This window comes from Mycobacterium sp. 1482292.6 (assembly GCF_001672995.1).
Lineage (GTDB): Bacteria > Actinomycetota > Actinomycetes > Mycobacteriales > Mycobacteriaceae > Mycobacterium > Mycobacterium europaeum_A.
In genome coordinates, this window is the sequence record NZ_LZKV01000217.1 from 1 (window position 1) to 13,435 (window position 13,435).

The following is a 13,435-nucleotide window of genomic DNA, read 5'->3' on the forward strand; positions in this document are numbered from 1 at the left end:
CCAAGGGAGATGAATCATCGAGCGACGCAACGGAATTCGATAAGCGCAGCGAGAACTTCGTGCGGGCGACCCGCGGGATACATTGGTGAGACCATGAGCCTTCCAAAACCTGACCTGCAGACCACCGTTGTCATCACCGGCGCCTCGTCGGGTATCGGCGCCGAACTGGCCCGCGGGTCGCCCGCACGAAGTTCTCGCTGCGCTTATCGAATTCCGTTGCGTCGCTCGATGATTCATCTCCCTTGGCGGCGCTGGAGTCGCTGAACATGGCGAACGCCCGGTTGCGCACCCGGTCCATCACCGCCGGGTTGAGCGCATCGGCGACGGCCGCGAACTGCCCGAACGGTGAGCTGGCCCGGCGCGGCCGGTGCACGATCGCGTCGGCGATCACCCCGGCGGCCTGCTCGGGTGTGAGCGCCGGGAACTTGTCGTAGAGCGTGGTGGGGCTGATCATCGGCGTGCGCACCAGCGCCATGTGCACGGTGGTGAACCGGACGTCGTCGTTCACCGTTTCGGCCTGCAGCGCGTCGCACAGACTGTCCAGCGCGGCCTTGCTGGCGATGTAGGCGCCGAAGCGCGGCGCGCGGGTCTGCACGCCGACCGAGGAGACGTTGATGACGTGCCCGTATCCCCGCTCGCGCATGCCGGGGATGAACTTGAGGATCAGCTGGACGGCGCCGAGGTAGTTCAGCTGCATGGTCCGCTGATAGTCGTGGATCCGGTCGTAGGACAGCTCGAGTGAGCGCCGGATCGAGCGGCCCGCGTTGTTGATCAGGATGTCGACACCGCCCAGGTCCTCGAGCACCTGATCGGCCATGGCGGCGATGGCGTCCATGTCGGACAGGTCGCACGGGTAGACGTGGGCGGTGCCGCCGTTGTCGCGAATCTCGTCGGCGACCTTCTCGAGGTTCTCCCGGGTGCGCGCCACCAGCGCCACCGTGCCACCGGCCTCCGCGATCTTCTTCGCGGCGGCCTCGCCGATGCCGGAGGATCCCCCGGTGATCAGCGCGGTCTTGCCCGCGACGGCGTCCTCGAGCGTGCGCCCCTGGACCGCGTCGAGCAGGTTGCGCAGATAGAACGGCCGATACCGGCCGGCGGAGTTCGGGGTGTTCACGATGTGCGAGACCGCCGCGAGCGGCTTTTCCACCAGGTTTCCGAGCGAGTTCTCCACCAAGTTCGTTAAGTCACCAAGGTTCATCGGCATTCGCTCCTGATGATGTGAGCCCCCCGACCGCAACTGGCCTGCCCGATGGCCACGACCGTATTGCGGGGCTGCGCGAGTGATGTGATGTGCATCATGAAGCCAACCTAGGACATGTTCGCCTCACCTTGACGCGGATTGCGGTCATGGGTCCCGGCTCCCACTCTCACGGTTCGCCGAGAACGTCCGCCAGCGGCGGGCAATCCCGCTGTTACACAAGGCAATCCGGGCGTGATCGCGCATAAACCGACGGGCAACGCCGAGATGTTCCAATCGTGCTTATGAAAATTCTGGCGCGCTTCCGCAAGGCCGCACCGGCATCCATCTACGACCGGATCGGTGGGCACGAGGCGATCGAAGTCGTGGTCGAGGACTTCTACGTCCGGGTGCTTGCCGACGATCAGCTGTCCGGCTTTTTCACCGGCACGAACATGAACCGCCTCAAGGGCAAGCAGACGGAGTTCTTCGCCGCCGCCCTGGGCGGCCCGGAGCCCTACACCGGCGCGCCGATGAAGCAGGTGCACCAGGGCCGCGGGATCACCATGCACCACTTCAGTTTGGTGGCCGGGCATTTGGCCGACGCGCTGGCCGCCGCCGGGGTGCCGTCCGAGACGGTCACCGAGATACTCGGCGCGATCGCACCGCTGGCGCCCGAGATCGCCACGGGTGACGCCGGCAAGGTCACGGTCTGACCGCTCCCCCGGATCGCGGCCGGCGCCCACCACGGCCATCGCCGCCATCGCGGCGATCTCGGCTTGCCGGCGAGCAGCAGTGCCTAGCATGCGTGGCATGCGGCGCACATTTGACGAACTGATCGCGGAGGCCGACGCCGCCCCGCTGGACGGCTGGGATTTCTCGTGGCTGGACGGCCGGGCTACCGAGGAGCGCCCGTCGTGGGGCTACCAGCGGCTGTTGCGGGAGCGGTTGGCCGCGGTGTCGGCCGCGCTCGACATTCACACCGGAGGCGGTGAAGTGCTGTCCGGCGCGGCGCCGTTCCCGCCCACCATGGCGGCCATCGAGACGTGGCCCCCGAACGCGGCGCTGGCCACCCGGCGCCTGCATCCGCTCGGTGTGGTGGTGGTCGCCACCCGGGACGAACCGCCGCTGCCATTCGGCGACGAGGCGTTCGACCTGGTGACCACCCGCCACCCGATCTCCGTCTGGTGGTCGGAGATACGGCGCGTGCTGCGCCCCGGCGGCACCTACTTCGCGCAGCACATCGGTCCGGCCACCATGGGCGAGCTGGTCGAGTACTTCATCGGGCCGCAGCCGGAGAAATGGGCCGAGTTTCACCCGGACGCGGTGAGCGCGCAGGCCGAGGCGGCCGGGCTGCAGATCGTCGATATCCGCATGGAGCGGATGCGCGCCGAGTTCTTCGACATCGGCGCCGTCGTGTACTTCCTGCGCAAGGTGATCTGGACGGTGCCCGACTTCACCGTGCAGCGGTACCGGGACCGGCTGGCCGAACTGCACGAGCGCATCGAATCCGACGGGCCGTTCGTCGGCCACTCCGTGCGCCTGCTCGTCGAGGCCCGCAAGCCGGCGTGAGTCAGCCCTCGTCGCGCAACACGTCCAGCGCGTGTTGCAGGTCGGGCGGGTAGGGGCTGACGATCTCCATCCGCCTGCCGTCGGCCGGATGGGCGAATGACAGCGACCGAGCATGTAGCCATTGCCGTTCCAGCCCAAGCTTTTTCGCGAGCTTGGGGTCGGCGCCGTAGACCAGGTCGCCGCAGCACGGGTGATGCAGCGCGGAGAAATGCACCCGGATCTGGTGCGTGCGGCCGGTCTCCAGGTGCACGTCGAGCAGGCTGGCGGCGACGAACGCCTCCACGGTGTCGTAGTGGGTGAGGCTGTGCCGGCCGTCCTTGGTGACCGCGAACTTCCATTCGCCGCCGCGGTGTCGCCCGATCGGCGCGTCGATGGTCCCGCTGGACGGGTCCGGATGTCCTTGCACCAGCGCGTGATAGCGCTTGTCGACGGTGCGCTGTTTGAACGCCCGCTTGAGCAAGGTGTAGGCGCGCTCGGACAGCGCCACGACCATCACCCCGGACGTTCCGACGTCGAGGCGGTGCACGATGCCCTGCCGCTCGGGCACCCCCGAGGTGGTGATCCGGTAGCCGGCGGCGGCCAGGCCACCGAGCACCGTGGGCCCGGTCCAGCCCACCGAGGCGTGCGCGGCCACCGCCGCCGGTTTGTCGACCGCGACGATGTCGTCGTCGGAGTACAGGATCGTCATGCCCTCGACGTCGACCGGCGTGTTCTGCAGGGGCGCGGGCGCTTCGGGCAGGCGCACCTGCAGCCAGGCGCCGCCGGTCAACCGGTCGGACTTGCCGGCCGGCACGCCGTCGAGCTCGACGCCGCCGTCCTCGGCGATCGCGGCCGCCGCGCTGCGCGAGAGCCCCAGCAGCCGGGCCAGTCCGGCGTCGACGCGCATGCCCGCCAGTCCCTCCGGGACGGGCATCGAGCGGTCACTCACCCGCGCCGTCTCCGGCGTCGTCCTCGTCCTTGCGCCGGTCGGCGGCGGTGCGCCGGCCGACCGAGTCGAAATCGAACCCGAAGATCGACAACACCACCAGCAGGATGGCGCCGCCGACCACCGAGGGGTCGGCGACGTTGAACACCGGCCACCAGCCGATCGACAGGAAGTCCACGACGTGCCCGCGCAGCGGGCCGGGGGCGCGGAAGAAACGATCGACCAGGTTGCCCATCGCGCCGCCGAGGATCATGCCCAGGCCCACCGCCCACCACGGGGACACCAGGCGACGCCCCATCCAGAAGATGCCGACCACGACCCCGGTCGCGATCAGCGTCAGCACCCACGTGTAGCCGGTCGCCATCGAGAACGCCGCCCCGGAGTTGCGGACCAGCGTCCAGGTCACCGTGTCGCCGATGATCGGCACCGGCTGGCCGGGCGGCAGCAGTTTGACGGCGAGCACCTTGGTGACGACGTCGAGGGCCAGCACGATGGCCGCGATCGACAGCAGCAGCCGCAGCCGCCGCGGCGCGGCTTCGGGCGGCGCGACGGCGTCGGGCTCCGCGTCCCGCTGGGCCGGGGCGGCCTCACCAGCCTGTTCGGCTGAGGTCACCGGCTCAGTCGAGTTTGTCGGTTCTTCAGGCACTTCCCCATCATCCCCTACCGCCCCACGCAGGCTAGCCAGGTTCGCCCGGCGGCGATGCGCAATGATGCCAAGCATGGCCCGCCTCACCGTGATCGCCACCGGGGGCACGATATCGACCGGCACCGGCGCCGACGGGGTGCACCGACCCGCCTACAGCGGGGCGGATCTGACGGCGCCCTTCTCCGCGGAGCACGACGTCGACGTGGTTGACCTGTTGGCGGTCGACAGCTCGGAGCTGACCCTGGCCGACTGGGACCGGATCCGTGACGCGGTGACGGCCGCGGTCGACGGCGGCGCGGACGGGGTGGTGGTCCTGCATGGCACCGACACCATGGAGGAAAGCGCGCTGTGGCTCGATCTGACGTATGCGGGCCACGCCCCGGTGGTGCTGACCGGCGCCATGCGCAGCGCCGACGCGCCGGACGCGGACGGCCCGGGCAACGTGCGCGACGCGCTGGCGGTGGCGGCCAGCCCGGCCGCCCGCGGCCTGGGCGTGCTGCTGTGCTTCGCCGGGCGGGTGCTGCAACCGCTGGGCATGAGCAAGGTGGCCACCGACGACCTGAGCGGCTTCACCGGTCAGCTGCTCGGCACCGTCGCCGGTGACGTGCGGCTGTCCGGACCCAAGACCCGCCCGTACGTCGGCGAGCCGCGGGCCGGCAGCGCACCGCGCGTCGACATCGTCGCGGCCTATCTGGGCAGCGACGCCGTGGCGCTCGATGCGTGCGTTGCCGCCGGGGCGCGGGCCGTGGTGCTCGAGGCGCTGGGGTCGGGCAACGCCGGGCCGGCGGTGGTCGACGCGGTGCGCCGGCACTGCGGCGACGGCGTGGTGGTCGCGGTGTCCACCCGCGTGCCCGGCGGTCGGGTCGGGGCCAGCTACGGCCCCGGCCATGACATGGCCGCCGCCGGGGCGGTGCTGGTGCCGCGGCTGCGGCCGCCCCAGGCGCGGGTGCTGCTGATCGCCGCGCTGGCCGCGCAGCTACCCGCGGCCGACGTCATCGCCCGGTGGGGCTGACACCGCTCGGAGTTCGGCGGCCTGCAGGCCCCCGACGTAATCGGGCCAATCCAGGGAATCGACCGGGTTCGCGCGCACCAGGTCCCCGTCGTCGGCGGGGAACGTGCGGGCCGGGCCGGGTCCGGAGGTGCGGGTTTCGAACCGCGCGGTGACCACGCCGTGGCCGGCGCCCTGCACCCAGCCGTGCCCGAGGTCGCGGTGTGCCACGTCGTCTCCGACCCGCCACCCCGCATCGTCTGCTGTCTGGGGCCCGGGCCCATACATGGCCTCGGTCGCGGTTTCCACCGACGCCGAATCCTGTTGCGGTTCAGGCACTTCCAAGTCCGGGAACAGCGATTCCTGCCGCACGTCGCTCAGCCCCGAAAAGCCCACGCCGAGCAGGCGAATGGGCCCGATCTCGCGCGGATCCAGCAGCAGCCGGCGGGCCAGACCGAGCAGCGCCGCGACCTCGGTGGTGGCGTAAGGCAGCGTCGCCGACCGTGTCAAGGTGCTCATGTCGGACTTCTTCAGCTTGACCGTTACGGTGCGCGCGCCGCGACCGTCGCGCAGCAGGCGCTGATGGGCGTGCTCGGCGATCGGCTCGATGGCCTCGCGCAACTGCTCCAGGCTGGTCAGGTCGACGGCGAAGGTCGATTCGGAGCTGATCTGCTTGGCCTCGGCGCGCTCGGCGACCGGGCGGTCGTCGATGCCGCGGGCCAGCCGGTGCAGCGCCGGCCCGATCGTGGCGCCCAGGATGTTGGCCGCCTCGGCCTCGGTCAGCGCGGCCAGCTCGCCGATGGTCTCGATGCCGAGGCGATGCAACCGCTCCTCGGCGACCGGCCCGATCCCCCACAGCCGGCGCACCGGCAGCCCGCCCAGCAGCAGGCGTTCCTCGGCGCGGCGCACCACCCGGACCCCGTCGGGCTTGGCCAGTCCGGAGGCGATCTTGGCGATCTGCTTGCCCGACCCGGCGCCCACCGAGGCGATCAGCCCGGTGTGGTCGCGGACCCGTCGGCGCAGGTCCTCGCAGAACGCCTCGACGTCTTCGGCGGACGCCCCGGCGAGCTGGGCGGGTTCACCGAACCCCTCGTCGAAGGACAACTGCTCGACCACGGGCACCACGGCGCGGATGGTGTCGAACACCCGGCGGCTGGCCAGCCCGTAGACCACGCCGCGCGGCGGCAGCACCACCGCGCTTACGCCGACCAGCCGGCGGGCCTGGTGCATGGGCATGGCCGAGCGCGCCCCGAACACGCGCGCCTCGTAGCTGGCCCCGGCCACCACGCCGCGCCCGCCCAGTCCGCCGACCAGCACGGGGCGCCCACGCAGCGTCGGGCGGGTGAGTTGCTCGACGGAGGCGAAGAACGCATCCATGTCCAGGTGCAGCACCCACCGCGACTCCACCCGATCGATGCTATTGCCCCCACGACGGGCCAGGTGAACTACCGTTTTGTCATGGCCACCGAGTCCGGCGCTGCGGCTGTTCCGCACGGGGACGCGTCGCCCTCGACGCGATGGGCGCGGCTGCGCCACCAATGGAACGAGCGCCTGCAACCCGGGGAGCAGGCCACCGTGCTGGCCTGGGCCTCGTTCACCCTCACCTTCGCCGGCCTGCGCGGCCTCACCCACTGGATCCGGGCCGGGCATGGCCCCTCCGGTGGCGGAGTGTCGTTGGGCGGCAAGCACTTCCACCACTACAACATCGGCATCGGCATGCTGGCCACGGTGGCCGGCATCGGGCTGCGCGGCAGCGACAAGCAACGCCAGCACCCCGCGGCGGCGGTGGCCTACGGCGCGGCCAACGCGATGATCGTCGACGAACTGGCGCTGCTGTTGGATCTCAAGGACGTCTATTGGGCTTCGGATGGTCGCAAGAGCGTCGACGTGGCGGTCGGCGTGATCGCTACCGGGGCGACGGTCGCCGTTGGCATGCCGTTCTGGCCGCACGCCCACCGGGCGCTGCGATCGAGGAACTGACCGCTTCCGGTGCGCTCGCGGCCGACCGCGGCGGGCTCAGGCCTTGGCGATGCGCACCCGCACGCCGTCGCCGATCTCGGCGCCGTCGGCCGGGTCGCCGAATTCGAAGCTGGTGGCCAGGATCTCACCCGCGATGAGGTCGCGGTGGGTTCGCGCCCAGTCGGCCCGCTCGTCCGGTACCGCCATGACCACCGAAATCCGGTCGGACACATCCAAACCCGTCGATTTGCGCAGCTCCTGCAATTCGCGGATCCGGTCCTTGGCCCAGCCTTCGGCCTCGAGCTCGGAGGTCACCGTGCCGTCCAGGACCACCAGGCCCGCGCCGTCGGGCAGGGCCGCGGTGAATTCCGGGTCGGCGGCGACCAGTCGTGAGCTGTATTCCTCGGGTTGCAGCACCGCGGGACCCGCGGTCAGGGTGCCGTCGGGATTGACGACGCCCTCCCCCGCCTTGACCGCCTTGATGGCGGCTTGCACGTCCTTGCCCAGCCGGGGCCCGGCCACCCGCGCGTTGACGGTGAGCTCGAAGCGGCCGTAGGTGTCGATCGCGTCGGTCAGCTCGACGCTCTTGACGTTGAGTTCGTCGGCGATGAGGTCGACGAACGGCTCCAGCCGCTGCGGATCCGCCACGGCCACGGTGAGTTTCGGCAACGGCAACCGCACCCGCAGTTTCTTGGCCTTGCGCAGCGAGGACGCGGCCGAACAGACGTCGCGGACCTGATCCATCGCGGCGACCAGGTCGCGGTCGGCGGGCACGTCGCCGGCCTGCGGCCAATCGGTCAGGTGCACCGACCGCTGCGCCGTCAGGCCGCGCCAGACGATCTCGGTCACCGAGGGCAGCAACGGCGCGGCCAGCCGCGCGGTCACCTCCAGCACGGTGTGCAGGGTGTCGATGGCGTCGGCGTCCTCTTCCCAGAACCGCGAACGCGACCGCCGCACATACCAGTTCGTCAGCGCCTCGGTGAACTGGCGCAGCTGCTCGCAGGCCCGCGAGATGTCACAGGTGTCCATCTCATGCGTCAGATCGTCGCGCAGCTCGGCGAGCTTGGCCAGGATGTAGCGGTCCAGCACCTGCGTCGAATCGGTGCGCCAGGTACCGACTTTGGGCGCGTAGAGGGCCAGGAAGCTGTAGGCGTTCCAGAACGGCAGCAGCACCTGGCGCACGCCCTCGCGGATACCCTGTTCCGTCACGATCAGGTTGCCACCGCGCAGGATCGGCGAGGCCATCAGGAACCAGCGCATGGCGTCGGAGCCGTCGCGGTCGAACACCTCGGACACGTCCGGGTAGTTGCGCAGCGACTTGCTCATCTTCTGGCCGTCGGAGCCCAGCACGATGCCATGTGCCACACAGGTTTTGAAGGCCGGCCGATCGAAGAGCGCGGTGGCCAGCACGTGCAGGGTGTAGAACCAGCCGCGGGTCTGCCCGATGTATTCGACGATGAAGTCGCCCGGGTAATGACCGTCGAACCAGTCGCGATTCTCGAACGGGTAGTGCACCTGGGCATAGGGCATCGAACCCGAGTCGAACCACACGTCGAGCACGTCGGGGATGCGCCGCATCGTGCTGGCCCCGGTCGGGTCGTCGGGGTTGGGCCGGGTCAGCTCGTCGATGAACGGCCGGTGCAGATTGGTGGGGCGCACCCCGAAGTCGCGTTCGAGTTCGTCGAGGCTGCCGTAGACGTCGATCCTCGGGTAGGCGGGGTCGTCGGACTTCCACACCGGAATCGGGGTGCCCCAGTAGCGGTTTCGCGAGATCGACCAGTCACGGGCGCCCTGCAGCCACTTGCCGAACTGGCCGTCCTTGACGTGCTCGGGATACCAGGTGATCTGTTGGTTGAGCTCGACCATGCGGTCCCGAAATTCGGTGACCGCGACGAACCATGACGACACCGCCCGGTAGATCAGCGGATTGCGGCATCGCCAGCAGTGCGGGTAGGGGTGCTCGTAGGTTTCGTGGCGCAGCAGCACCGCCCCGTTGGCCGCGGCCGGGCCGCTGCCGTTCTTCAGGTCGCGGATGATGTGCGGGTTGGCGTCAAAGACGTGCTGCCCCTGGTAATCCGGGACTGTGGCGTCGAACCGCCCCCTGGAGTCGACCGGCGTGACCGGGACGATGCCGACCTTGTCGGTGGTGACCATGTCGTCCTCGCCGTAGGCCGGCGCCATGTGCACGATGCCGGTGCCGTCCTCGGTGGTGACGAACTCGCCGGGCAGCACCTGAAATGCCTTGGCCGTGTCCATGAAATACGGGAACGGCGGCAGGTACCGCGTGCCGAGCAGGTCGGCGCCGACATAAGTGGCCAGGATCTCGGGTTCGTCCCCCAGCTCGCGGGCGTAGGCGGCCAGCCGCGGCTCCGCGAGCACGAAACGCTTGCCCTGCGACCGGACTTCGACGTAGGTCACCTCGGGATTGACCGCGACGGCGAGGTTGGACGGCAGGGTCCACGGTGTCGTCGTCCAGATCAACAGATGTGCCCCGTCCAGCGGGCCACCGACCACCGTGAATCCCACCGTCAGGGCGGGATCCTGGCGGCTCTGGTACACGTCGTCGTCCATCCGCAATTCGTGGTTGGACAGCGGGGTTTCGTCGCGCCAGCAATACGGCAACACCCGGTAGCCCTCGTAGGCCAGGCCCTTGTCCCAGAGTTGTTTGAACGCCCAGATCACCGACTCCATGTAGGGCAGATCCAGCGTCTTGTAGTCGTTGTCGAAGTCGACCCAGCGCGCCTGGCGGGTGACGTAGGCCTGCCACTCGTCGGTGTAGCGCAGCACCGAGGCGCGGCAGGCGTCGTTGAACGCCGCGATGCCCATGTCGTCGATCTGCGATTTGTCGGTGATCCCGAGCTGGCGCTCGACCTCGAGTTCGGCGGGCAGCCCGTGGGTGTCCCAGCCGAAGCGGCGCTCCACCTTGTAGCCGCGCATGGTGCGGTACCGCGGGACGATGTCCTTGACGTAGCCGGTGAGCAGGTGACCGTAGTGCGGCAGCCCGTTGGCGAACGGCGGCCCGTCGTAGAACACGTATTCCGGTGCGCCGTCGCGGCGGGCGATGCTGGCCCGGAAGGTGTTGTCGCGGGCCCAGTAGTCGAGCACCTCGAGCTCGAGCGCCGGGAAGTCCGGCGCTCCTGGCTTCGGGTAGGCCTGAACCTCAGCGTTGTCGGTCACGATGCGCGTTGTCTCCTGTGCCACGGTGCAAACCGGGGACGACGACGCGCTGGCTGCGCGAGCGCCGCGGTACCACCCCGCTTGCCGCGCTTTCGCGTGGCCACTCGATGACGGCTGTGACGGGCCTACCCGTTCGGTTCTACTGGGCCACGACGGCTGTTCTTCCGAAGGCTCCCCGGTGATGGCCGGATCGATGCCAGTAAGACGATTCTACGAAGACCCGCAAATCCGGGTGCACTCCAAGGGGTCGCCAAGGCGCAGAACTACGTCTGCGACCAGGCGACCCCTTGGAGCCCGAGTTGCTCGACGTCCATCGGAGTTCGGCTTCAGGCCCGGACTTCGAGGACGCCGACGCGCCACAGCGCGGCGTACACGTGACGCAGCGGCACGCTCAGCAGCCGAGCGGCGCCGTCCACCAGCGGGTCGCTACCGGCGCCGAACGGCGGGGTGTCGGCGCGGCGGCGGCCCTTGGCCACGGGCGCCTGCGCGACGGCCGGAACGGTGTCGGTGTCGCGCACCACGGTCAGCGTGCGCGCGGGCGCTACGGTCACCACTTGGTCGTAGAGAACTGCGGTCATCATCGCCTCCTAGAGGGGAGATCCAACGGGGATTGATTGGACTGACGTGTCCCGCCCCGCGTCGGTTCCGATCTCGAGAACGCTTGGCCGATAACCACTTAGCGTTGCGACGACTCAGCCGAGCAGGTCGCGCCGGAGACCGGATGGGGACGAAACACAGTTCGGACTTCGATCCGGACTATCGCTAGAACGCATCTGTCCCTCACCTCCTCGCGGTCACGACGCACGCGCGGTTCGCGTGCGATCTATGCGCAGCAAAGGAGCAGAACCCGACGACCGCCGGAGATCCGCACCCCTCTCGTCAGAGCTTCGGCACCACACGACGTGTCCTGGCCTGGACAAACAATCCGAGCCGGAAGCCACCTGGGCTCAACCCTTAAGCCGGGAGGAGCTGTCCTGACCCGGGGCGTCTTTCGACGTTCGGGGTCAGTGGCCTGTATTCGTGTAGACGCCTCACCTAACGAGGTGCATACCCGACCGATAATGCACGACGGGTATGACGCGGTCAAATCCCTGGATGGCGAGTCGGGGATTCTGTGCGGATTCCTGCGGCGAGCACCCAGCATCCGGTCAGGTTTGCGACCCTGACCTGGACAAACGACTCGGGATCACTTGTCGACCAGGCCCTCGAGCCGGCCGATCGTGTCGATGAATTCCTCGACCATGTCGAGCACCACCGAGCGCGTCGGGCGGACCCGGTCGAGCGAGCCGACCACCTGCCCGACGAAGTAGGTGGCGAGCTCACGCGCCTTGGCGCCCGCCTGCGCGGCGGCGGCGTTGATGCGCACCTGCGGCTCGGTGACCAGGGCGGTCTGCAGCGGCATGCCCAGCGGGTCGGGGTTTTCCGGCCGCTCCCACTCGTCGGTCCAGGCGGTGCGCAGCATCCGCGCCGGCTTGCCCGTCATCGAGCGCGACCGGACGGTGTCCGACGAGCTGGCGGCCAGGAACTTCTCCTTGACCACGGGCACGGTCTCGGCCTCTTCGGTGGTCAGCCACACCGAGCCGCACCACACGCCCTCCGCGCCCAGGGCCAGCGCCGCCGCGATCTGGCGACCGCGGGCGATCCCTCCGGCGGCCAGGACGGGCACCGGCGCCACGGCGTCGACGACCTCGGGCACCAGGACCATGGTCGCCACCTCACCGGTATGACCGCCGGCCTCGGTGCCTTGCGCGACGATCAGGTCGACGCCCGCGTCGGCGTGCCGCTGCGCGTGCCGGGTGGTGCCGGCCAGCGCGGCCACCAGCACGTCGCGGTCGTGCGCGCGCTGGACGAGGTCCGCTGGGGGCGGCCCGAGCGCGCTGGCGATCAGCCGGATGTTGTTGGAGAAGGCGACGTCGAGCAGCGGCTCGTAGGTCTTCGGCGAGATGTTCAGGCCGCCGAGGGAGCGGCGCGGCTCCGCGGCGGGCGCGGTGACCCCGTAGCGGGCCAGCAGGTCGTCGACGAAGGCGCGGTGCTCGTCGGGCAACAGGGTGCGAGCCTGGCTGGTGTCGATGCCGCCCTGCTCGGCGCCGACGTATTTGGGCGGTAACAACAGGTCGACCCCGTAGGGCTTGCCCCCGGTCCGCTCCTCGATCCAGGCCAGCTCGCTCTGTAGCCGCTGCGGGCTGTGCGCGGTGGCGCCCAGGATCCCGAAGCCCCCGGCGTTGGTCACCGCGGCCACCACGTCACGGCAGTGGCTGAAGGCGCAGATCGGGAATTCGACTCCGAGCATCTCGGCGACCCTGGTTCTCATCGCCCGACGCTAAAAGCTATCGATTGCGAAGTCAATCGGCCACGGGGAGTGGGCAACTCAGGTGCGCGATCGCCCCTAAGCCCGGGGCGACCGGCCGTCCGGCGGCCAGCTCGCCACGCCCTCCTCCAGCGGCACCTCCAGGCTCTGCAGGATCGAGGCGACCATCCGCCAGGCCCCGATGACCGTGACCAGTTCGACGAGAACCGTTGTGTCACCGCAGAATTCGCGCTCACATGCCGCCCAGTTCGCGGCGCTCACCGCGCCGTCGCGCACCACGTCGTCGGTGGCGGCGAGCACGGCCCGCTCGACGACCCCGAACCCGGCGTGGTTCTGCCAATCCCGCACGCCCAGCAGATCATCGGCCGGCACGCCGAGCCGCGATGCGACGCGCCAGTGCTGAGTCCACTCGTAATCGCAGCCGGTGAGCCAGCCGATCCGCATGATCACCAACTCGCGCAACCGCGAATCGAGGGCGCCGTGCCAGAGCATGGTGGCGAGCAGGTCGTTGATGCCGCGCGCCAGCGGCGGATGGTTGAGCAGCACCTGAAAGATGCTGAGTTCGGCCATGTAGTTGGGGACGGCCGCCTCGTCGGCCGCGGCCTTGGCTTCGTCGAGTGGCAGTTGAGGCAGGCGCGCTGTTGTCATCGGATGAGCACTCCTCCGTGCGGGCGGGACCGTCG

13 protein-coding genes and 1 riboswitch are annotated in these 13,435 nt (G+C 69.7%); of the genes, 5 read left to right on the forward strand and 8 right to left on the reverse strand.

Annotated features, from left to right (window positions below; genetic code table 11):
• The coding region (locus A5624_RS29185) for a hypothetical protein (protein WP_231998306.1) at window positions 1-89 on the forward strand (89 nt) is incomplete at its 5' end.
• Between the two features lie 44 nt (window positions 90-133).
• On the opposite strand, the gene A5624_RS22450 is transcribed toward A5624_RS29185, so the two are convergent.
• A complete protein-coding gene (locus A5624_RS22450) occupies window positions 134-1,198 on the reverse strand; it encodes an SDR family NAD(P)-dependent oxidoreductase (RefSeq protein WP_066871294.1) in 1,065 nt (354 codons plus the stop codon).
• A gap of 284 nt (window positions 1,199-1,482) precedes the next feature.
• On the opposite strand from A5624_RS22450, the gene A5624_RS22455 reads away from it, so the two are divergent.
• Together A5624_RS22455 and A5624_RS22460 are read left to right on the forward strand one after the other, a co-directional pair.
• A complete protein-coding gene (locus A5624_RS22455) occupies window positions 1,483-1,893 on the forward strand; it encodes a group 1 truncated hemoglobin (protein WP_066871273.1) in 411 nt (136 codons plus the stop codon).
• A 97-nt stretch (window positions 1,894-1,990) separates the two neighbouring features.
• Window positions 1,991-2,749, forward strand: a complete 759-nt coding sequence (locus A5624_RS22460; RefSeq protein WP_066871276.1) for a class I SAM-dependent methyltransferase — start codon at window positions 1,991-1,993, stop codon at window positions 2,747-2,749.
• Between the two features lies 1 nt (window position 2,750).
• Here the strand turns inward: A5624_RS22460 and A5624_RS22465 are convergent, their stop codons facing one another.
• On the reverse strand, window positions 2,751-3,677 hold the full coding sequence (locus A5624_RS22465) for an RluA family pseudouridine synthase (RefSeq protein WP_066871279.1): 927 nt from the start codon (window positions 3,675-3,677) through the stop codon (window positions 2,751-2,753).
• Window positions 3,670-4,320 carry a signal peptidase II gene (gene lspA, locus A5624_RS22470; protein WP_082972012.1) on the reverse strand — a complete coding sequence of 217 codons (651 nt, stop codon included), beginning with the start codon at window positions 4,318-4,320 and terminating at the stop codon, window positions 3,670-3,672. The genes A5624_RS22465 and lspA overlap by 8 nt, the downstream gene beginning before the upstream one ends.
• Before the next feature lie 73 nt (window positions 4,321-4,393).
• Here lspA and A5624_RS22475 point away from each other — a divergent pair, with 73 nt between their 5' ends.
• Window positions 4,394-5,332 (forward strand): asparaginase, encoded by a 939-nt coding sequence (locus A5624_RS22475; RefSeq protein WP_066871282.1) that lies wholly within the window; start codon window positions 4,394-4,396, stop codon window positions 5,330-5,332.
• Here A5624_RS22475 and A5624_RS22480 read toward each other — a convergent pair.
• On the reverse strand, window positions 5,297-6,700 hold the full coding sequence (locus tag A5624_RS22480) for a DNA polymerase IV (protein WP_197497938.1): 1,404 nt from the start codon (window positions 6,698-6,700) through the stop codon (window positions 5,297-5,299). The genes A5624_RS22475 and A5624_RS22480 overlap by 36 nt on opposite strands.
• 66 nt (window positions 6,701-6,766) lie before the next feature.
• Here A5624_RS22480 and A5624_RS22485 point away from each other — a divergent pair, with 66 nt between their 5' ends.
• Window positions 6,767-7,288 carry a hypothetical protein gene (locus A5624_RS22485; RefSeq protein WP_082972059.1) on the forward strand — a complete coding sequence of 174 codons (522 nt, stop codon included), beginning with the start codon at window positions 6,767-6,769 and terminating at the stop codon, window positions 7,286-7,288.
• 36 nt (window positions 7,289-7,324) lie between these two features.
• Here the strand turns inward: A5624_RS22485 and ileS are convergent, their stop codons facing one another.
• From ileS to A5624_RS22505, 4 genes are all read right to left on the reverse strand, one after another.
• Window positions 7,325-10,444 (reverse strand): isoleucine--tRNA ligase, encoded by a 3,120-nt coding sequence (ileS, locus tag A5624_RS22490; RefSeq protein WP_066871303.1) that lies wholly within the window; start codon window positions 10,442-10,444, stop codon window positions 7,325-7,327.
• Between the two features lie 326 nt (window positions 10,445-10,770).
• Window positions 10,771-11,022, reverse strand: a complete 252-nt coding sequence (locus A5624_RS22495; RefSeq protein WP_066871306.1) for an Rv1535 family protein — start codon at window positions 11,020-11,022, stop codon at window positions 10,771-10,773.
• Between the two features lie 286 nt (window positions 11,023-11,308).
• A riboswitch (M-box (ykoK) riboswitch) is annotated at window positions 11,309-11,494 on the reverse strand.
• A 136-nt stretch (window positions 11,495-11,630) separates the two neighbouring features.
• A complete protein-coding gene (locus tag A5624_RS22500) occupies window positions 11,631-12,755 on the reverse strand; it encodes a nitronate monooxygenase family protein (RefSeq protein ID WP_066871288.1) in 1,125 nt (374 codons plus the stop codon).
• Between the two features lie 75 nt (window positions 12,756-12,830).
• The gene (locus tag A5624_RS22505) at window positions 12,831-13,400 is read right to left on the reverse strand and encodes a carboxymuconolactone decarboxylase family protein (RefSeq protein ID WP_066871291.1); all 570 of its coding nucleotides are present in this window, start codon (window positions 13,398-13,400) and stop codon (window positions 12,831-12,833) included.
• Between the last annotated feature and the right edge of the window lie 35 nt (window positions 13,401-13,435).